15 protein-coding genes are annotated in these 19,693 nt (G+C 50.4%); 2 read left to right on the forward strand and 13 right to left on the reverse strand.

Annotation, left to right across the window (positions count from 1 at the left end; translation table 11 throughout):
- Positions 1 to 6: 6 nt before the first annotated feature.
- The 6 genes from ACQ76X_RS16300 to xylA form a co-directional block, all read right to left on the reverse strand.
- Positions 7 to 906, reverse strand: coding sequence for a carbohydrate ABC transporter permease (locus ACQ76X_RS16300; RefSeq protein WP_438495024.1), 900 nt, complete (start codon positions 904 to 906; stop codon positions 7 to 9).
- A gap of 14 nt (positions 907 to 920) precedes the next feature.
- Complete coding sequence (locus tag ACQ76X_RS16305; protein WP_438495025.1) at positions 921 to 1,901, reverse strand: ABC transporter permease; 981 nt, start codon at positions 1,899 to 1,901, stop codon at positions 921 to 923.
- Positions 1,902 to 2,013: 112 nt separating this feature from the next.
- Complete coding sequence (locus ACQ76X_RS16310) at positions 2,014 to 3,816, reverse strand: sensor histidine kinase (RefSeq protein WP_438495026.1); 1,803 nt, start codon at positions 3,814 to 3,816, stop codon at positions 2,014 to 2,016.
- A gap of 132 nt (positions 3,817 to 3,948) precedes the next feature.
- The gene (locus tag ACQ76X_RS16315) at positions 3,949 to 5,490 is read right to left on the reverse strand and encodes a response regulator transcription factor (RefSeq protein WP_438495027.1); all 1,542 of its coding nucleotides are present in this window, start codon (positions 5,488 to 5,490) and stop codon (positions 3,949 to 3,951) included.
- Between the two features lie 101 nt (positions 5,491 to 5,591).
- Positions 5,592 to 7,088, reverse strand: coding sequence for a xylulokinase (gene xylB / locus ACQ76X_RS16320; RefSeq protein WP_438495028.1), 1,497 nt, complete (start codon positions 7,086 to 7,088; stop codon positions 5,592 to 5,594).
- Positions 7,089 to 7,224: 136 nt separating this feature from the next.
- Positions 7,225 to 8,541: a xylose isomerase gene (gene xylA, locus ACQ76X_RS16325; protein WP_038596629.1), complete on the reverse strand. Its 1,317-nt coding sequence runs from the start codon at positions 8,539 to 8,541 to the stop codon at positions 7,225 to 7,227.
- 416 nt (positions 8,542 to 8,957) lie between these two features.
- Here xylA and ACQ76X_RS16330 point away from each other — a divergent pair, with 416 nt between their 5' ends.
- On the forward strand, positions 8,958 to 10,118 hold the full coding sequence (locus ACQ76X_RS16330) for an ROK family protein (protein WP_438495029.1): 1,161 nt from the start codon (positions 8,958 to 8,960) through the stop codon (positions 10,116 to 10,118).
- A gap of 134 nt (positions 10,119 to 10,252) precedes the next feature.
- Entirely contained in the window at positions 10,253 to 10,453 is a 201-nt protein-coding gene (locus ACQ76X_RS16335; protein ID WP_038596633.1) for a hypothetical protein, read from the forward strand.
- 98 nt (positions 10,454 to 10,551) lie between these two features.
- Here the strand turns inward: ACQ76X_RS16335 and ACQ76X_RS16340 are convergent, their stop codons facing one another.
- The 7 genes from ACQ76X_RS16340 to ACQ76X_RS16370 all read right to left on the reverse strand — a co-directional run bounded on the left by ACQ76X_RS16340 (position 10,552) and on the right by ACQ76X_RS16370 (position 19,513).
- Positions 10,552 to 10,992: a GNAT family N-acetyltransferase gene (locus ACQ76X_RS16340; protein ID WP_438495080.1), complete on the reverse strand. Its 441-nt coding sequence runs from the start codon at positions 10,990 to 10,992 to the stop codon at positions 10,552 to 10,554.
- A 142-nt stretch (positions 10,993 to 11,134) separates the two neighbouring features.
- Entirely contained in the window at positions 11,135 to 11,368 is a 234-nt protein-coding gene (locus ACQ76X_RS16345; protein WP_038596638.1) for a glutaredoxin family protein, read from the reverse strand.
- A gap of 90 nt (positions 11,369 to 11,458) precedes the next feature.
- The gene (gene trxB / locus ACQ76X_RS16350) at positions 11,459 to 12,400 is read right to left on the reverse strand and encodes a thioredoxin-disulfide reductase (protein ID WP_341096458.1); all 942 of its coding nucleotides are present in this window, start codon (positions 12,398 to 12,400) and stop codon (positions 11,459 to 11,461) included.
- A 198-nt stretch (positions 12,401 to 12,598) separates the two neighbouring features.
- Positions 12,599 to 14,566 (reverse strand): heavy metal translocating P-type ATPase, encoded by a 1,968-nt coding sequence (locus ACQ76X_RS16355; protein WP_438495030.1) that lies wholly within the window; start codon positions 14,564 to 14,566, stop codon positions 12,599 to 12,601.
- Positions 14,567 to 15,989: 1,423 nt separating this feature from the next.
- The gene (locus ACQ76X_RS16360; RefSeq protein ID WP_438495031.1) at positions 15,990 to 17,048 is read right to left on the reverse strand and encodes a hypothetical protein; all 1,059 of its coding nucleotides are present in this window, start codon (positions 17,046 to 17,048) and stop codon (positions 15,990 to 15,992) included.
- A 426-nt stretch (positions 17,049 to 17,474) separates the two neighbouring features.
- Positions 17,475 to 18,767 (reverse strand): homocysteine synthase, encoded by a 1,293-nt coding sequence (locus tag ACQ76X_RS16365; protein WP_076114148.1) that lies wholly within the window; start codon positions 18,765 to 18,767, stop codon positions 17,475 to 17,477.
- A 239-nt stretch (positions 18,768 to 19,006) separates the two neighbouring features.
- On the reverse strand, positions 19,007 to 19,513 hold the full coding sequence (locus tag ACQ76X_RS16370) for a GNAT family N-acetyltransferase (protein ID WP_438495081.1): 507 nt from the start codon (positions 19,511 to 19,513) through the stop codon (positions 19,007 to 19,009).
- Between the last annotated feature and the right edge of the window lie 180 nt (positions 19,514 to 19,693).

The raw sequence follows: 19,693 nt of genomic DNA on the forward strand, positions 1-19,693 counted from the left end.
GCAGGGTTAGGCTTTTACTGCACCCAGTGTCATACCATTTACGAAATACTTCTGCAGGAAAGGATACACTACAAGAATAGGTACCGTTACTACAATGGTGATAGCCATCTTAATGGACTCTGGCGAAATTTGCGCCATCTGCTGGGCCATATCGTTGGCATTTACCATGCCGCTGCCCTGGTTCGTACTCGACAGAACCTTCATCAGCTCATACTGGAGTGTCGTTAGATGCGGCTTGTTACCGTTATACAGATAGGTTGAGAACCATTCATTCCATTGTCCTACCGACAGGAAGAGTGCAATTGTTGCAAGCACTGGCTTACAGAGTGGCAAGATGATTTTGTAGAAAATCATGAAGTCATTGGCTCCGTCCAGCTTAGCTGATTCCTGCAGGGCGAAAGGAAGTCCATCCATAAAGGAACGGATAACGAATACGTTGAACGCGGAAACCGCACCCGGCAAAATGTAGATCCAGAACGTTCCGATCAGATTTAAATCTCTCATCAGAATGTACATAGGCACCATACCGCCGGAGAAGTACATGGTCAGTGCCAGGAATACCGAAACAAATTTTCTTGCCCGGAAATCCGGACGGCTGAGCGTAAACGCCAGCATGGCGGAGCTTGCAAGTCCGAGAATTGTACCGGAAACGGTCCGCAATACCGAGATTTTGAAACCCTGAATCAGACCTGTATAACTGAAGATCCGTTCGTAGTTTTCAAGCGTCCAGGCTCTCGGGAAGATATATATGCCGCCTCGAACGGTGTCTGTAGATTCATTGAAGGAAATCGCCAGCACGTTCAGGAAGGGATATAGAGTCACAATCATGACCAACCCTAGAAAGATGTACAAGAAGATGTCGAATACACGTTCAGACTTTGACATTTGAAAAGCTTTGCTGCTCACTTAAGATCCCCTCCTTACATGATGCTTTCTTTAGTAATTTTCTTCATTACACCGTTAGCGACAAGCAGCAAGATCACACTGACTACTGAGGTGAACATACTGATTGCGGTACCATAGGAGAAGCGTCCTATTTGAATACCATATTTAAGCGCATACAAATCCAGCACTTCCGAATAATCGGTTACGAGGTTATTGCCTAATTGGAACTGTTTCTCAAAGCCGATACCGATAAGGTGTCCAATGGACATAATCAGGAGAACCGTGATTGTCGTGCGGATACCCGGCAATGTAATGTTGAACATTTGCTTGATTCTTCCGGCCCCGTCCACTTTTGCCGCTTCATACAGCTCTTTATCGATCCCTGTAATCGCTGCCAGATAGATGATCGCATTCCAGCCAGTTTCTTTCCATATATCGGATGCAGTTAAAATCCCCCAGAAATATTTACCTTTAGCCATGAACTGGATCGGCTCATCAATGACATTAAGCCAGATCAGCAAATCGTTCACGATCCCTCCGTCGATCGCGAGTGTCTTGTAGACAATCCCGCCTACTACAACCCAGGATACAAAGTGAGGCAAATACGATACCGTTTGGACCGTTCTTTTGAAGACGTTTCCCCGCAGCTCATTAAGCAAGACTGCGAACAAGATCGGAACAATGAAACCAAATACCAATCCCAGACCGCTCATTGCAAGCGTGTTTCTTAGGACAAGGTAGAAGCGTTCATCATGGAAAAGCTCTTTGAAGTTATCCAATCCAACCCACTTCTGATCCCCAAACGACTTGGCCGGTTTATATTTCTGAAATGCCATCAACCATCCCCATAAGGGCACATAGCTGAAAATGAATACCCAGATCACGAAAGGAAGAGACATCAGATACAAGTACTTTTGCTGCAGTACGCTACTCCAAAATCCGTTTTTCCGCTTCGTAGGTGGGTGGGGGGTTACGCTTTCATTTGCTGTAACACCGTTTTCAGTGAGCGCTTTCACGTTCCTTATTCCCCCTTCGTTTTTATATTCATATCATACCGCACCCAAATGTAAGCGAATACCCGACAGATTTCACGTAAAATCCTGTGTAAATTAGACATTTAACAACCTGCTATTTGAAATCGCTATCACCCGGAATGGAAAAGGAAATTTTTGTGCCCTTCCCTTCCTCGCTTTCGATATTCAGTCCATGCTTCTCCCCGTAATACAAGACCAGTCTCTGATGCACATTGCGCAGACCGATCCGGCTTCGCTGCTCTTCCTCGGCTTGCGAAATCACGGTTATAATTTCAGACAGCCGCTTCTCTGTCATTCCTGCACCGTCGTCTGCCACAAGCACTTGTATTTCACCATCAGACAAAACGACACTCACCCGCACGTTAACCGTTCCTTCTTTATTCTCCAGTCCGTGGACAACGGAATTCTCCACCAGCGGTTGAATGATCAGCGGCGGAATCAGGGTATCCGCGGCTTTGCCGTCGAAATCAATTTCAAACATCAGCCTATCCTCATACCGGAATTTCTGAATCTCCAGATAGGAGCGGATCATTTCAATCTCTTCCTTCATCGGCGCACGTTCTCTGCCTACCTCCAGATTCTTGCGCATAAGCTTTCCGAGAAGTCTGACGATATTGGCGATCTCCTTTTCTCCCTTTAGATGGGCATTCATCCGGATGGACTCCAGGGCATTGAACAGGAAATGCGGGTGAATCTGGCTGGCCATCATTTTCAATTTAATTTCTCTCTGGGCGATTTCCAGTTTATTATTCTTCTCATTGCTCTCTATAACCTGGGCGATCAGCCGGTTTATGCTTCCCACCATATAGTTAAACTGCCGTGACAACTGTCCTATTTCGTCGGTCCCATCGATATGGGAGACTACGTTCAGGTTGCCTAAAGCCACCTGATTCAGTTGGCGGCTGAGCCGGAGCAGGCGGTTTGTCGTCAATAAAGAAATGGTATAGACAAGCACCAGCGCAACAAGCAGTACTCCGCCGATGATCAGCAGCCCCAGAACGCTCACTTTATTCGCACTGCTAAGAATGCTGCTTCGTTCAAATACGGTAATGACCTTCAACTGGCTGATGCTAAACGAAGGAGTCATCTCATCGACAATAACATAGGAATCTTCGCCCTTCACCATGGTTCTAAACACGCCTTTAGTTTTCGTACTCAAGTCTATATCGATATCAAAGGCATCCAGCGTAGTCCCTACGAGCTCCCGGTTCTTGGCGGCAGTAATATATCCCTGCTCATCTGTGATAAGCGTTTCAAAGGGCTCCTGGTACAGCATTCCGTTCAGCTCATCGGGATTTACCTGCACCATTAATACACCGGGTTTCTTATATTCTGAATAAGGGACCTGACGGATGAGGCTTAACTTATTAATGGTCCCTTTTTCACTGGTTTTGTATTCCTCTTTGTCGGGGATGTACAGCCAGTGTATTCCTTTGGTCCCCACAACCTTCTTATACCATGACCTGGACTCAATCTCCGGAGTCAGGGGTGCGATGGACATATTATCAACCAGCGTCTGGTTATCAATAAAGAAACGGATGTTGGAGAGTTCGCGATACTGCAATATATAATCCTTGAAATCTGTAAAGTTTATATAAGCCTTCGTCAGCTCCAAAATATCGGGGTATTTCGTTGTGACGAGAGTCTTGAAATCCTTGTCAAAATAAAGCAGATTCGAAATATCTGTAGGCACACGAAGCTTGCTCGACATTTGACTTTTTATTTTCTCTAAATTATTGGTTGCCTGGTCAATGGCTCTGTCCAAGGCAGCCCCGCGAAAATACCCGGTTAGGGCAATGCCTATAATCAGTACAGGAATCATAACGACTACAATGTAGAACAGAATGAACTTATATTTCAGCTTCATGTTATTGATCATCCGCACCAGATTTTTCATAACGTTCCCTCCTCCCCTAATCTGTTCACCCGAATCATGGCAAACAGGCCGCTCCCTCATCTGCCGCAGATAGGGAACAGCCTGTCTATCATAATGCTCACGTTAATCGTTCGGCAAGTGCGCTGGCCAAGATTAATTATCCTTGCGGTAGGCGGTTGGGGATACCCCAACGTATTTGCGGAACTTGGCGTTAAAATAATCGGAATTCATATACCCGACTCTTTCAGCAACTTCATACACCTTCATGCCCTGTGTCAGAAATTGCTTCGCTTTCTCAATTCTCACCTTGTCCAGATAGGTATTAAAATGTTCGCCCATCTGGTTCTTGAACATTTTGCCCAGATAGGCGCTATTATAATTAAATATTTGCGCAAGCATCCCCAGCTTCAAGTTCTCATTGTAGCGGCGCTGGATCAAATCGGTGATCCGTTTAATCTCATCGCCCTTTCCGCCACTGTTCATCTGCTTCGAAATTTGCTCCAGGTAGTTCCCGGCCATCTTCTCGATATCGCTCAGATAATAACTGCTGTATACTTCCCCCGTCGGAGAAGGATTGCCCGCAATAAAGGAACGGATGTCTGGGGTAGCTGCCTCCAGACGGGCAATCGTACTGCTCATGATCCGGATCAGATTATCTTTGATATACGTCTCGTTGCGTTTTACAGCAACAAGTTTGCGGATGATCTGCCCGACCAGCGCCTTAATGGCTTCATTACTCCCGGTTTCAATCGCAAGCAGCAGTTCCATCTCTTCATCGCGTTCCGATTCCTCAATGTCTTCAGTCTCTTCGATCCGAACCAGCCATTCATCTGGCTGTCCGCTCAGGAGAATTTCCCTGCGTCCGAAAAAAGCTGCCTCCAGCAGCTCGCGGGCTACGGAAAAAGACTGGCTTGCCAGTTCCGGATCGGCAACTCCGCCTCCGGAAGCGGCATAAAAATCCAACCCCTCTTTGGAAATAACTCTATTGAGGTCATTCCACAATGCTGTGCGGGCATCCCCGTCTTTGAGCGGTTCCTTCAACAGGATTCCCATATATGGAGGAAAGGTGAAGAACAATGCTTCCTCTGCCGGCCAATGCTGCTCCAGCAAGCTGCGTACACGATCTTCACTTCCGTCTTCGCCTTTCTGCGCCCGTTTCAGCTCAAGCAGTACAATTTCACAGCTCCACCCCGTTAGCCCTAGCCCGGCTGCTGATTCAGCCGTGTCAAAACCATTCTCGCGCGGCTGAAGCAGCTCGCGCAGCAGCGCTTCATTGCTGCGCACCGGGAAATCCGTCTGCAGTTGGCTCAACTGCTCCTCCTGGCTTATCGTGACGCGCAGATCATGAAGATAGGAGATCAATTCCTCTTCGTCGACCGGCTTCAGCAAATATCCGTCAATATGGTAGGATATTGCCCGTTTGGCATATTCGAAGTCTGCATGACCGCTAAGAATTAGTACATGGCAGTTAGCATTTTCTTTGCGCAGCTCATTAATCAGCTCCAGGCCGTCCATTCCCGGCATGCGAATATCTGCGACAATCAGCTTGGGAGCAAAGCTATGGAACTTATCAAGCGCCTCGAATCCGTTTGCCGCCGTCGCCACTACGGTGAAACCCAGCTCTTCCCAAGGGATCAGTGTACGCATCCCTTCCCTCAGCTTGGGCTCGTCATCTACAATCAGCACTTTTATCATTAGTCTTCAGCCCCTAAGAAGCGTAGTTCCGCAAGGACAGCTCAAGCGCTGCCCTATCGGGTATCGCGGACAGATCGTCAGCCCCATTCTTGCAAGCCCAATTATTTCCGGTATGCAGCCAGCTTATCATTCAATTCGCGGGTCTGGCCGTATACGTCCTGGTAAATACTGAATAATCCATCATAGACCGCCACTTGCCCGGCATTCGGCTTAAATACTTCTGCAGGACGGATGAAAGCTTCTGCACATGCGCCAAGGGAAGGGAACCAGCCGCTGCCGTAGGCAGCCAGCATTGCTGCACCCATAGCCGGGCCCTGTTCACTCTCCAGCTTGATAATCGACGCATTGAAAATATCAGCCTGCATTTGCAGCCAGGCCTCATTCTTCGCACCGCCGCCGATAGCCACAATCTCTGTAATTTCCTTACCCGATTCACGCACAATCTCAATCGACTCGCGCAGGGAGAACGTAATTCCTTCCAAGACCGAACGGGTGAAGTGAGACAAGGTATGGCCGGAATCCATGCCGATGAAGCTGCCGCGGATATTTGCGTCCGGATGCGGTGTGCGTTCACCAACAATGTACGGTGTGAACAACAGCCCGCCACTTCCGGCCGGCACATCGTTTACACCTTGCAGCAATTCGTCAAAGCTCTTCTCCGCTGCAAAGGTTTCTTTGAACCAGGTAAGACTATGGCCCGCAGCAAGAGTAACGCCCATAATATAATAGGCATCCTTCTCCCCGTGATTAAAGAAATGGACCTTACCTTCCAGATTAAGATCCTTGTTGCTCTCATAGGAGAGGACCACACCGGAAGTGCCGATGCTGCACATCGTCCGGCCTTCACCCAGAATACCGGCGCCGAGCGCGCCGCAGGCGTTATCCGCACCGCCGGCAAATACCTTAGTGGATGTCAGAAGACCGGAGGCTTCAGCAATCTCAGGCAGCAGCGTTCCCGTCAGTTCGAAGGACTCTACCAGTCTAGGGCACAGCGAGACCGGAAGTGAGAAAGCTTCGGCAATTTCCGCACTCCACTGCTTCGCACCTACGTCCAGCAGCAATGTACCCGCCGCGTCGGAATAATCCATCGCATAATCACCGGTTAGACGGAAACGCACGTAATCCTTCGGCAGAAGGAACTGGTGCGCTTGCGCCAGCACCTCTGGCTCATTCTCCTGAACCCACAGGATTTTGGGCAGTGTGAACCCTTCCAAGGCGCGGTTTCTGGCAATGTTGATCAGCTTTGTTCCCAGTTTCTTCTCGATTGTACGGCATTGTGCCGTAGTGCGGGTGTCATTCCAGAGAATTGCCGGACGCAGCACATTGCCTTCGCTGTCCACCAGCACCAGACCATGCATTTGCCCCGAAAAGCTGATGCCGTCCACTTGCGAAGGATCTACACCAGACACCTCGATCAGACGGCGGAGGCTGACCAGCGTTCCTTTCACCCAGTCCTCGGGATTCTGTTCACTCCAGTTCGGCTGGGGTCTGCTAAGCGGGTAGGCTTCGGAATGCTCGAAGGCCACCTTTCCCTGCGGATCAACCAATACAGTCTTTACCGCACTGGTCCCCAGGTCTACACCGATTACATATTTCATATTGATCCTCCTAAAATTTATATGAAGAAACACCATTTACAAGAAAAGGGGCTGCCGAAGAATGCTCTCTTCAGCAACCCCCGTTGCGTTAATATCGGCTGAACTAAAGTCTGAGCCGTAAGCTCAAGCCCTAATCCTACTCAGCCAGGATGTATTGGTTCAAAGTAGCTCTGAGCAGTTCTTGACGTCCGGACTCATTGCGGCGCGGATTTTCGTTGTTCAGTGCGTATTCGGCAAGCGAAGCCAGTGTTGCTTTGCCGGAAACGATGTCTGCCCCTACGCCTTCATTAAAGCTGCTGTAACGTTTCGCGATGAAGTCTTCAAATACGCGGTCTTCAAGCAATTTAGCGGCAACTTTAAGGCCTTTGGCATAAGTGTCCATACCGGCGATGTGCGCCAGGAACAGATCCTCAGCTTCGAAGGAAGGACGGCGTACTTTGGAGTCAAAGTTGATTCCGCCTTTGCCAAGTCCGTCATTCTTGAGTACTTCATAAAGCGTAAGAGTTGCATCGTAAATGTTAACCGGGAATTCATCGGTATCCCAGCCCAGCAAAGTATCGCCTTGGTTTGCGTCAAGCGATCCAAGCATGCCGTTAGTGCGTGCTACACGCAGTTCATGCTCAAAAGTATGACCGGCAAGTGTTGCATGGTTAGCTTCAAGGTTCAGCTTGAAGTGCTTGTCGAGGTTATATTTCTGGAGGAACGCAATTGTTGTTGCTGCATCGAAGTCATATTGATGTTTGGTAGGCTCTTTTGGTTTAGGCTCGATCAGGAATTGGCCGTCGAAGCCGATTTCCTTAGCGTAATCTACAGCCAGGCTAAACAGACGTGCAATGTTATCCTGCTCAAGGCCCATATCTGTGTTAAGCAATTCTTCGTAGCCTTCACGGCCACCCCAGAATACATAGTTTTGTGCGCCCAGACGTTTACCAACTTCCAGACCCTTCTTCACTTGTGCAGCTGCATGTGCGAAGACATCAGCATTAGGAGTGGAGCCTGCACCGTGCATATAACGCGGATTAGTGAACATGTTGGCTGTGTTCCACAGCAATTTCTTGCCGGAAGTCTTCATGCCTTGTTCAAGGATATCTACGATGGTATCAATGTTGCTGTAGAACTCACGCAAAGATGCGCCTTCAGGAGCGATGTCCACATCATGGAAGCAGTAGTAAGGCAGGTCCATCTTCTCCATGAATTCAAAAGCCGCTTCTGCGCGGGCTTTAGCCTTGTCCAGGCCACTCAGGTGATTCCAGCTGCGGATTGCAGTTTCTGCGCCGAACGGATCGGAACCGCCAGCAGTTAATGTATGCCAATATGCCATTGCAAACTTCAGGTGCTCTTCCATGGTTTTGCCGGCTACGATTTCTTTAGGATTGTAGAATTTGAATGCGAAAGGGTTGGTGGAACGGCTTCCCTCGTAAGAGATCTTGCTCACTGTTTCAAAATAAGCCATTTGTAAAATCCTCCTCGATATTTTGCTTCGCCCGCAAGCGTTTACAGCATCATCTTAACACATCTCCAGAACTTTGTATATTGGTTAAACAAAGTTTTAAACAACTTTTTATTTGTCTATTTCTTGTCCTCCGCAAGCAGAGCCAAAGACCCGTCCCCTGCCCGCTCTATCGTTTAACATGACCATAAAGTACCCTTTGACAGCATCGCCTATGCGTTGCCATTCGTTTGAACACAATGCTGCTAAGCCTCAGAACAGCCTGTAATAAACCCTGAATTCCCTCTGATATATTGAAAGAGCAGTCCTCTTCCCCGCGCTTTCTTCCGTCGCTTCCTGTTGCATTTTTCCGCACATCACTCTAGACTAAGTGGCATACTACTCTAATGAGAACGTTGTCAAAAAAGGAAGTGTACTTCGTGAAAGTTACCGGTGACCAGGCGCTGGTCAAAAAAATCAATAAGTCGATTATTTTACATATGATCCGCACGCATTCTCCGGTCTCCCGGGCCAAAGTCTCCGAGATGACCGGCCTTAATAAAGCAACCGTGTCCAACCTTGTCGCCGAGCTTTGCGGACAGGAGCTTGTGACTGAAGCCGGCCCCGGGGAATCCAGCGGCGGACGCAAACCGCTCATGCTGCATTTTAACAAAATGGCGGGAAGCGTCATCGGCATCGAGCTGCGCGTAAAGCAGCTCAAGGCGGTGCTCTGCGATCTGGACGGCGGCGTGCTTCACGAGCGGGATTGCCGCTTGGATGCCCATGATTTCCCTTATGTTGTGAATCAGATGAAGGCTATCATTGCAGAACTGATCACCAAATCGCCCGCGTCGCCTTACGGTATCGTAGGAATCGGAGTAGGTGTGCCGGGGATGGTCGATGAGAACGGCGTGGTGCTGTTCGCCCCCAACCTTGGCTGGGAGATGGTGGATTTACGTTCCATTCTGGAAAGTACATTCGCTGTTCCCGTCACGATAGACAATGAAGCCAATGCGGGTGCACAGGGAGAGCTTAATTTCGGAGCAGCCCGGGGCGTGCGCCACCTGCTGTATATCAGTGCCGGTTCAGGGATCGGATCGGGAATCATCATCGGGGGAGAGCTGTACAAGGGCGCCCGCGGATATGCCGGAGAAACCGGGCATATGACTATTGAAGCGGAAGGCAAACCCTGCAGTTGCGGAAGCCGGGGCTGTTGGGAGCTGTATGCCTCTGAGAAGACCTATGACAACTCAAACTTGTCATTGCCTGCCCGCACTACCACAGAACTGGTCCGCCATGCGCTGGACGGGCAGGAGGATACGCTGCGCCACTTCTCAACCATGGGCGAATATCTGGGCATTGGCGTCACGAATCTGATCAACAGCTTCAATCCGGAGCTGATTGTTATCGGAGGAGCCCTGTCCGAGGCCGAGCCTTGGCTGGGCGAACCGCTGCGCAGCGTAGTGGCTAAGCGTACACTGCCCTACCATAAGCAGCAGCTGGAGATCACTTTTTCCAAGCTGGGCAGCCGCGGGACCATGATCGGTGCGGGCTTTTCGGCCGTGATGCATTTTCTCGGCAATATCAGGGTAACCCTGTAGACAAATTGACGTAAATTTGCCGCATTTAAAGCAGCCCAAAGTGCAGCAATAAGCAGGGCAATCCTTTATAATTAGGTCGTAACTGTGTGACATATGTCACCATCACCCCTTTTTCTGAAAGCGAGAGTGAGTCTATGACCTATGTTGATACGTCTGATCTTTCAGCGCAGATGTTCATCACTGTGCTGCTGCTGCTGCTCATCATTGCTCCTTTAGTCAGTCTCGGTGTACTGCGTCTGTTCCAATCGAGGAAGAAATCGGGATTCATGCTTATTATCAGCGGTGTTGTTGTATACGCTATTTTTCAAGTAATCATGTCCTTTACCCAAGCTTAAGCGAGAGCTTCCAACCCTTTGCTCCTGCCCGTACAAAAACTAGCCGGCATCACAAAAGCAGACTATTTTTTGTACGGAAACTTGCTCCCCGGACTGCCTCAGCTGCGTTCTGCGTCATTTAGATAAAGACTGCAGATGAATCGCTCGACTCCGGGATATTTTTCCCCAAGACTCTTAACTGCAAATCCGCTATTCCTGTAGAACCCAACGGCGTCATGGTCTGTCTCCGCGGTTATCGTGTCATATTCAGCAGTTCTGCGGAGTTCCTCTACCATCTTTCTGCCGATCCCTTTCCCGCGCCACTGCTCCTGAACTGCAAGATGCCTGATCTCCGCCGCTTTTTTGGAATGCCGCATGATTCCGATGATCCCTGCCAACCGTCCATTCTCAAAGCAGCCCAGCAATTCTGTACAATCATTCGCAATATATCCCCCAAGCACCTGCTCGATTTTCTCATCAAGCTCCTCATCGGCAGCCCACATGCACTCGGCCAGCAAACGTTTTACTGCCCCATAATCCTTGTAGTCCTTTAAATTCATTAACAAGGTTCGCAGCATCCTTTCATCGGTTAGAGATCCATATGTACATTGAACGATTCGGATGGATACAAGCCCGTTAACGCAAAGACCGCCCCCATCTCGGAAGCGGCCGATATCCTCTTATTTAAGAGCAAAGGCTGTATTATACAGTTGCCAAAGCCTTGTCGAATTGCGTTTTGTTCATGCCTACGATTTTGAAATCGCCGATGACGGTTACAGGTACAGCTCTCATACCCATATCCCAAACCTGCTGCGCGTAATCATCATTCTGCTCGATGTTGCGTTCCTCGTAGGATACACCCTTCTCGCTCAGGAAGCTCTTCACCTGACGGCAATGCGGGCAATTGGTTGAAGTGTATACAATTACATTTTCCATAGTTGATCTCCTCCTTAATTTTATATGAACAGTATAGATCAGGGTAGTATCTATTGTAGCACCGGAGTGCCTTTTATTCCAAATAGAGGGTTACAAAATAACCGCACTGTGCTCCAGGCTTTCGATGTATTTCTCAGCATCCATAGCTGCCATGCAACCACTGCCTGCTGCCGTAATGGCTTGTCTGTAACGGGTATCCTGAACGTCGCCACAAGCAAATACGCCGGGAATATTGGTTTCGGAGGTGCCCGGATTGGTCACGATATACCCGCTCGCATCCGTTGTAATTTGACCACCCAGGAAGGAAGTATTCGGATGATGGCCGACAGCTACAAATACACCGCTGGCTTCAATGAATTCTTCTTCGCCGGTTTCATTATTAAGAACCTTCAGACCGTTCACACCTTTGTCGCCGGAAGTCACTTCCAGTGGAGTACGGTTCAGCCCCCAAGTAACCTTGGCATTATCGCGGACACGTTCCTGCATTATTTTGGAAGCGCGCAGCTCTTCACGGCGGTGCACAAGGGTAACTTTTGACGCAAAGCGGGTCAGGAAGCCAGCTTCCTCAAGGGCGGAATCACCGCCGCCGACAACGACGATCTCTTTGCCGCGGAAGAAGAATCCGTCACAAGTCGCACAAGTGCTGACACCGCGTCCGATGTTGTCCTGCTCACCGGGAATGCCGAGGTATTTTGCCGTAGCACCTGTCGATAGGATCAGTGTATCTGTAGTCAATGTTCCCATACCTTCAACGTTCAGCTTGAACGGACGATCTCCCAGCTCTACGCTGTTCACCCAGCCTGTAATAAACTTTGCTCCGAAACGCTCAGCCTGCTTACGCATATTGTCCATGAGTTCAGGACCCATAATACCTTCAGGGAATCCGGGGAAATTCTCAATTTCCGTTGTAGTGGTAAGCTGACCACCCGGTTGCGGACCTTCAATCACCAGCGGATTCAGGTTGGCGCGGGCCAAATAGATAGCAGCAGTCAGTCCGGCCGGTCCGGTACCAACGATAATGGATTTGTACATGACTATATCCTCCTTGAGATGGACGGTTAAGCGTCAACCCTTAATTAAAATTATTATAATGTAGTACTTATTATGATCACCCAAGAAGGAGTTGTCAATATGCCAGACACGCTGTAATCGTACCCATTTTGTGAACAATTCAATTTTAAGCAATTAAATTTCCGGAATACCCTGTAGGTTTGTCGATTTCAGCTTTTATTAGCGTAAAAGTCTTAATCCGTTCAGGATCACGAGAATTGTGCTGCCTTCATGACCAACAACACCGAAGGGGAGCGCGATCCCCTGCAAAAAGTTGCCCAGCATCAGGCTGACGATCACGGTAACAGCAAAAATCATATTCTGCTTCACAATACGCTGCGACCGGCGGGCCAGCGCAATGGTCGAAGAAATCTCTTCAATATTATCGTTCATCAGCACCACATCGGCAATCTCAAGCGCCGCACCGCTGCCCTTCATACCCATCCCCATGCCAACGGTGGCCGTTGCCAGAGCCGGAGCATCATTGACCCCATCACCAACCATAATCACATGGCCATATTGCTCACGGAGCGCTTTAATATGACTTACTTTATCCTCCGGCAAAAGATCGGCAAATACCATGTCCACTCCCGTTCTTGCTGCCATCGCCTGCGCCGCCTCTGCCCGGTCCCCGGTCAGCATAGCCACCTTAATTCCCAGCTTCTGCAGCTTGCGCACAGCAACCTCCGCCTGAGGACGCACCGTATCCTGCAGCGCAATCATCCCGGCGATTTTGTCACCGGCCAGAATCAGCGACACGGTCTTTCCTTCAGCCTCGAACTGCTGCCGCAAGGTTTTCCAGTGTTGTACTGGTTCGTCATCCCTCTGAACTGCCGGCTCATCCAAAAGATTGGATTTGCCGATTCTCCATTGTTGGCCTTGAACCGTGCCTTCAATCCCCCAGCCGGTTACGGATTTGCTCTCCTGGATATTGTACAGCTCCACCTGCTGCTCCTCAGCCATGCGGACAACCGCTTCCGCCAGCGGATGGCGTGACAATTTCTCAATGGATGCGCTGACTGCCAGCAGCTCCCTCCGGTCATATCCCTCTCCGGCAATAAAATCCGTCACCTGCGGGATTCCCTCAGTCAACGTTCCGGTCTTGTCAAAAGCAACCACAGACGTCCGCGCCATATTCTCCAGGTGCACGCCACCTTTGAACAGGATGCCTTTGCGCGCACATTTGGAAATGGCCGACAGCATGGCAGGCATGATGGATGAGACCAGCGCGCACGGTGAAGCCACCACCAGAAAGACCATCGCTTTATAAAAAGTATCACTCCAGCTCCAGTCCAGCAGATAAGGAGGCAATACAATCAATGCAACCGTTGCAGCCACAACCACCCGGGCATAAATCGACTCCAGCCGTTTAATAAACCGCTGTGAATCCGGCACTTCGCTCTCCGCCTCTTCCACCATCTTAATAATCTTGGCAAAAAGGGTGTTCTCTGCAGCCTTGGTAACTTCGATATAGAGCGGGCCTTCCCCGTTGACGGTCCCGGCGAACACTTCACTTCCGGCTGTTTTCTCTACCGGCAATGATTCGCCTGTGATCGAAGCCTGATTGACGGCCGATTCACCCCGGCACACTTTACCGTCAGCGGGAATCAGTTCACCGGGCCGCACCAGCAGCAAATCTCCGATGGCCAAAAGATCAATCGCAACCTCGTTCATCGCCCCCTGCTCAATGCGCACCGCCGTGGCCGGCTTCAGGGCCATCAGGGAGGAGATGTCCTTTTTGCTGCGCTCCATGGTATAACTCTCCAGAGCGCCGCTCAGTGCAAAGATGAAGATCAGCATCGCGCCTTCGTTCCAGTAGCCGATTGAAGCGGCGCCCAGAGCGGCAGCGATCATCAGCAGGTTGACATCGAGGTCGCGTTCCTTGACCAGTGTCTCCACACCTTCCTTCGCTTTAATCCAGCCGCCTACTGTATAAGAGATCACGTAGAGCAGCACTGAGAGGATTTCCGACCAGCCGCTGGTTGCCCAAGCAATCAGCATAAGTAATCCGCTGCCCAGGGCAGCCTGCATTTCGGAATTGCCCAGCATAGCCTTCGGATCGAAACGTCGCGGCTCCGGTGTCCGGGGCTGCTGCGCGTTGCCTTGGCGCGCTATTGGTTTTGGCATTTGTTTGGATGTTGCTTGCATGAAAAATCACCTTCCTGATTGGTTTAGGAGCATTGGCATTCTGTCCCTGACAAGATGAAGAGCAGCCAACTGAGAATGAGAGCCATTATTAAAGCCCTTAAAATGACACATGCTGCCCCGGCTCAGCCGGGACAGCATGGTAAATGAGAATGATAATCATTGTTGCAATAATGCAAATATATTTCCTCAGTGCAACTTGTAGTTATACTATACCACTTTCCGTTCGAATGTAAACCCGGAGACTAGCCTTTTTTTTGAGGGGGTCATAAGGATTTGGGGGATGTCGACTACAATATGGGTGAGTGAGTGAGTGAGTGAATGAATGAATGACGAGTGTGGGTTGCGTGCTTGGGGTAACTGGGTATTGTGAGCAACGGCGTAACTTGGACATTGGGTAACGTAAGAATCAAGAGAACAAGGGTAGGATCAGCAACGCGGGGATCATGAGCACAGCACACATGGGTAACTGGAGGATCGTGGATATCAAGGCTTGACGGTAACCTTAGTATCGCGGGGATCGTAAGCAACAATGCACGTGGGTAAATGGGGTCACGGGGAAATCATGAGGTTGAGGGTAAACTCAACATCGCGGGCATTAGGAGCAACAGTGTACGTGGGCAAATGGGGTAACGGGGAAATCAAATCGTGGGATTGAGGTAACCTCAACATCGCGGGCATTGGGAGCAAAGGTGTACGAGGGCAACATGAGAAACGCAGGGTCTAAAGAAACTTAATAAAATGAGCACTTGAGTATCCATCCTTGATTGCATCTTTAAAAGTCTCTTCGTCTTAAGCCTACCCTTGGTTCTATCGGTGCTCCCCCTCCCTTCGAACGCAAACATCCCCCATGTTTACCGCAGCAATGCGGAACAAGGGGATGCATCGGTTACCACATTTTCAATTGCCTTAAAAATTATGGAAGGATAACTTGGTTGAACCGCTTGGATACGAGTACGTTGCCTGCTATCCGACAGACATAAGTGTATATACTGCAACTATTCACGGCAGAGACAAACGTTTTGGTGAAATAGTTGTAGTTCATGCAGCTAAAAATAGCCGATTGCTCCTCTGCGGGCCACTTTTGCTTTTTATAGCTGTATTGAATGCAACTATAGCTCAATAAAGCTAAAAAAGTAATGAAATAGATGTACAAAGTGCAATTATCCCCCGAAGCCTCATCATCATTCAGCTAAATTGCAGCGGCTTCTACCACCCAGCCAGTATCAAGCTAAATAGCTGCCGGGGAAGTTAGTTTTATACCGGATGCGGGCTAATCGTTGCACAGACGCCCGCATACCAGAAATCATTTGAACAGGCACACCAATGATAACGGATAGGTGAGCCGCCGCATGAAATGGCGGATATTCGCTGGACAGGCGCCCGGTCGCCGGCTATTGCCAGAGCGTAAGGGCGCCCGGAAATCCTACAGCCAACCGCCGGCGGCTGGGTCTACGTTATGGTCCTGCCGGGCCATCCAGGTCAGGCAGGCTGCCCTGAGCAGCGCTTCGGTCCGCTGGCCAGCGCTGCAAAAGATCCCGCTCATGCCGATCGCATACAGATCGGCAAGCGCGGCCGCCGCCGGTGCCCCCGCGGCGAGCACCACCGCCGCCGGCTTCACGCGCCGCACGGCGGCCAGCATCTCTCCCGCCGCACGGGCAAAGCCCTCGGCGGAGCTGGCTTCCGGCGCGCGCCCGCAGGCCGCGCCGTCCAGCACAAGGAAATCGGCGATGCGCGCGATTTCCCCGGCGGCGTAATGCGCACCGGGCGCGATCAGCGCCCCGATGCGGCAAGCCGCCGCATAAGCGTGGCCGAGTGTCTGTTCGGCCACGTCCTCGATGAATTCGCGTATCACCGCGAATTCGGGCGCGCTGGCGGGGTAAGGCGCCAGCAGATCCACGCGGCAGTCGCTGCCCAGCCGCTGGCTCTCCGCCACAGCGGAGAACAGCGCTTCGAGCTGCGCATCCTGAAGCACGGCCAGCCTTGCAGGCAACGCGGCAAGCTCCGGGGTATATAGCAGAGCGACTGCGGTCCAGGCCCCGTCTGCTGACTCCAGCAGCTCCAAGGATGCGGCCCGCAGCCGGTAATAGATCCGCTGCAATGTCCGTTCCGTCTGGACTTCATCCTCAGCCGTCAACCAGCTGTCATACAATTCGGCAAGCTCCGGAGTATTGAACCACTCTTCGCTCCGGATCAGACAAGGGCCCACCGGAGCCGTTCCGGCATCCTCCCGGAAGAGCGGGCGATCCTCACATCCGTCACGCAGCACCAGAAAGGCCGGACGTTCCCCCGGACGCTTGAAATAAGCACGGTTTAATGGACCCATTCCCTTTTGCCGCTCCCCTTCGTCTATAAATTCCGCAGCAGCGGAAGCCACGGATGCAGCCTGGCTCATCTCCACTCCTATAGCCCGATCACCGGCGTTATACTTGAACGGGCGCTCCTCATTACTCCGAACATGATCCTGCTGTTGTTCACCCTTCATCACCGCACCCACCTTTTTGGCATTGGATTGCTGCCGGCCGCCGTTTTAGGGACAGGTTGACACCGGCATGTTACGCTGCTTCTTTTTATAAATACGGGAATGGGCCATAAAATATGCAAGCGTTGTCAAATGAGTAAGTTCTTAACGGAGTTTGCAGAAGCGTGAAATCACTCGGCGCTCCCTTTTGTAAGGCATATGCTTTGAGGGGAAACGATATTCTGCATTCCTTCAGCTATGCAAAAAGGCCATCTGCCCCATGCGCCGTCCTGTCACAGTATGAACAGGATCACGCAGGCGAACAATCACCTAGAATTAATCTGATTCATAATTATGAAGGAAACGGCTCCGCATAATGGCAAAGGCCTTGATAGCCTGCAGCGAAGCGCTGCAGGCCGTAACTATTTTCGTCCAACTGCTGTGCTGTCTTTATTGCTGGCTGGCGGCAATCGCCTGCTCCAGATCATACAGAATATCGTCAATGGATTCCGTACCAATCGACAAACGCAGCAATTCAGGGGTCACACCTGCTGTTGTCTGCTCTTCGGCAGAAAGCTGCTGATGTGTAGTGCTCGCCGGATGAATAATCAGTGACTTGGAATCACCGACATTGGCCAAATGGGAGAACAGCTTCACATTCTCTATCAGCTTGACACCCGCTGCGGCTCCGCCCTTGATTCCGAAGGTGAGGATTGCGCCTTGCCCCTTTGGCAAATACTTTTGGGCAAGTGTATAGGAAGGATGGCTCGGCAATCCGGCATAGCTGACCCATTCCACATTCTCATGGGCTTCCAGATACTGTGCAACCTTTAGCGCATTCTGGCTGTGACGCTCAAGACGCAAATGTAAAGTCTCCAGCCCTTGCAGCAGCAGCCAGGAGTTAAACGGCGAAATCGCAGCGCCCAAATCACGCAGCAACTGCACGCGGGCTTTAATAATATAGGCAATCGGTCCTACAGCTTCCGTATAAACTACGCCATGATAGCTTGGGTCCGGTTCGGTCAGCCCCGGGAATTTCCCGCTGGCTTTCCAGTCAAACTTGCCGCCGTCCACAATAACCCCGCCGATCGAGGTGCCATGACCCCCGATGAATTTGGTGGCGGAATGCACTACGATATCCGCTCCATATTCAATTGGACGAAGTAAATACGGGCTCGGGAACGTATTGTCTACGATCAGCGGAATGCCATGCTCATGGGCAATGGCCGCCACGGCTTCAATATCCAGTACATTTCCCTGCGGATTGCCGATCGTTTCGGCGTAGAGTGCCTTCGTCTTATCTGTAATCGCACTGCGGAAGTTCTCAGGATTATCCGAATCCACAAAATGAACCTTGATGCCCAGCTTGGGCAAGGTAGTAGAGAATAGGTTATAAGTGCCTCCATACAGACTGGCGGAAGATACAATTTCATCGCCGGCCCCGGCAATATTCAGCACGGAGAAGGAAATCGCCGCTGCCCCTGAAGCTGTGGCAAGCGCCCCTGCCCCGCCCTCAAGCGCGGCAATCCGCTGCTCGAACACATCGGTGGTCGGGTTCATCAGCCGGGTGTAGATATTGCCGAATTCCTTGAGAGCGAACAAATTGGCTGCATGTTCCGCATCACGGAACCCGTAGGAAGTGGTCTGATACAACGGTACGGCACGCGATAACGTAGTTGGATCAATCTCTTGTCCTGCATGAACGGCTAAAGTTTCAAACGACAGCTTGCGGTCTTCTGACATGGGTATTTCCTCCCTTTCATAATTGGCAAACGTTAACAATTTAATTAAGAATTGAAACTATTCTCTCACAAACCATGTCATTTGAAAAGAAAAATATCTCATTATTCCACTGTGTTTTATTTTATTTTGAGGAACTGTTGATTTAAGCGCACTTCCTCCCGTGGATAACGCTTTCATTTTCACTATATATCAGACCTTATCGCTATGTATCGGACTTTAATCGTAAGCGGCAAGAGTGTCTAGCCGGCAAATTGATCTCGCCGCATAGAGAAGTATACCAGATTGTCTACCAGCTCCTCATCTCTACAAAACCCCAACGCTGTCAGCAGGCGAAGGGATCTATCGTTCCCCGGATCAACTGTAGCTTCAATGACCTCAAGCCCCATCACTTCATAACCAAAGGTGATCACCGGAAGGAGTGCTTCGGTCATCAGTCCCCTGCCCCAGAAGTCTCTGGACAGATCAAAGCCGATTTCTGCTTTGCCCTCAGGTCCGGTTGTCCAGCAATGATAGCCGCAGGTTCCTGCTAATTGATCCTGCTGCTTATCGAATACTCCCCAGCGGCAGCCCGAATCGTCGATGTGAAACTGTATAATTTCATCCGCTTCGCTAATGTCCCTGCAGGGCGGAATATCCATGTAACGCGTTACTTCTTCCTCCGAGAAATGGCGGAATACCGCCTCACGATCTTCAATCGTCAGCAATCTTAACTTCAACCTGTCCGTTTCAATGACCGGGTAATTCATCTTCGTCAATGATCTCTCTCCTTCGCACTCACTTGTTGCACCAAATTCGCTGGCACTTTGCCTATCATTCTATCATATTACTCAGCGCTTCGGACCATCAGGTTTTTGTTATGGAGTATTTCCCGCATAGAAAAAAACTCCCGCCGCAAGCAACGAGAGTCTGGGAGGAACTAGATCCTC

The sequence above is a fragment of the Paenibacillus sp. IHBB 3054 genome, assembly GCF_051594305.1.
Classification (GTDB): Bacteria; Bacillota; Bacilli; order Paenibacillales; family Paenibacillaceae; genus Paenibacillus_AQ.

What these genes read in the sequence shown, in the direction of transcription:
- xylB (WP_438495028.1), bottom strand. Translation starts at nt 7,088, where the DNA reads ATGAAATATGTAATCGGTGTAGACCTGGGGACCAGTGCGGTAAAGACT.
- ACQ76X_RS16365 (WP_076114148.1), bottom strand. Translation starts at nt 18,767, where the DNA reads ATGTCAGAAGACCGCAAGCTGTCGTTTGAAACTTTAGCCGTTCATGCA.
- ACQ76X_RS16345 (WP_038596638.1), bottom strand. Translation starts at nt 11,368, where the DNA reads ATGGAAAATGTAATTGTATACACTTCAACCAATTGCCCGCATTGCCGT.
- ACQ76X_RS16315 (WP_438495027.1), bottom strand. Translation starts at nt 5,490, where the DNA reads ATGATAAAAGTGCTGATTGTAGATGACGAGCCCAAGCTGAGGGAAGGG.
- xylA (WP_038596629.1), bottom strand. Translation starts at nt 8,541, where the DNA reads ATGGCTTATTTTGAAACAGTGAGCAAGATCTCTTACGAGGGAAGCCGT.
- ACQ76X_RS16310 (WP_438495026.1), bottom strand. Translation starts at nt 3,816, where the DNA reads ATGAAAAATCTGGTGCGGATGATCAATAACATGAAGCTGAAATATAAG.
- ACQ76X_RS16360 (WP_438495031.1), bottom strand. Translation starts at nt 17,048, where the DNA reads ATGAAGGGTGAACAACAGCAGGATCATGTTCGGAGTAATGAGGAGCGC.
- ACQ76X_RS16335 (WP_038596633.1), top strand. Translation starts at nt 10,253, where the DNA reads ATGACCTATGTTGATACGTCTGATCTTTCAGCGCAGATGTTCATCACT.
- ACQ76X_RS16370 (WP_438495081.1), bottom strand. Translation starts at nt 19,513, where the DNA reads ATGAATTACCCGGTCATTGAAACGGACAGGTTGAAGTTAAGATTGCTG.
- trxB (WP_341096458.1), bottom strand. Translation starts at nt 12,400, where the DNA reads ATGTACAAATCCATTATCGTTGGTACCGGACCGGCCGGACTGACTGCT.
- ACQ76X_RS16340 (WP_438495080.1), bottom strand. Translation starts at nt 10,992, where the DNA reads ATGAATTTAAAGGACTACAAGGATTATGGGGCAGTAAAACGTTTGCTG.
- ACQ76X_RS16355 (WP_438495030.1), bottom strand. Translation starts at nt 14,566, where the DNA reads ATGCAAGCAACATCCAAACAAATGCCAAAACCAATAGCGCGCCAAGGC.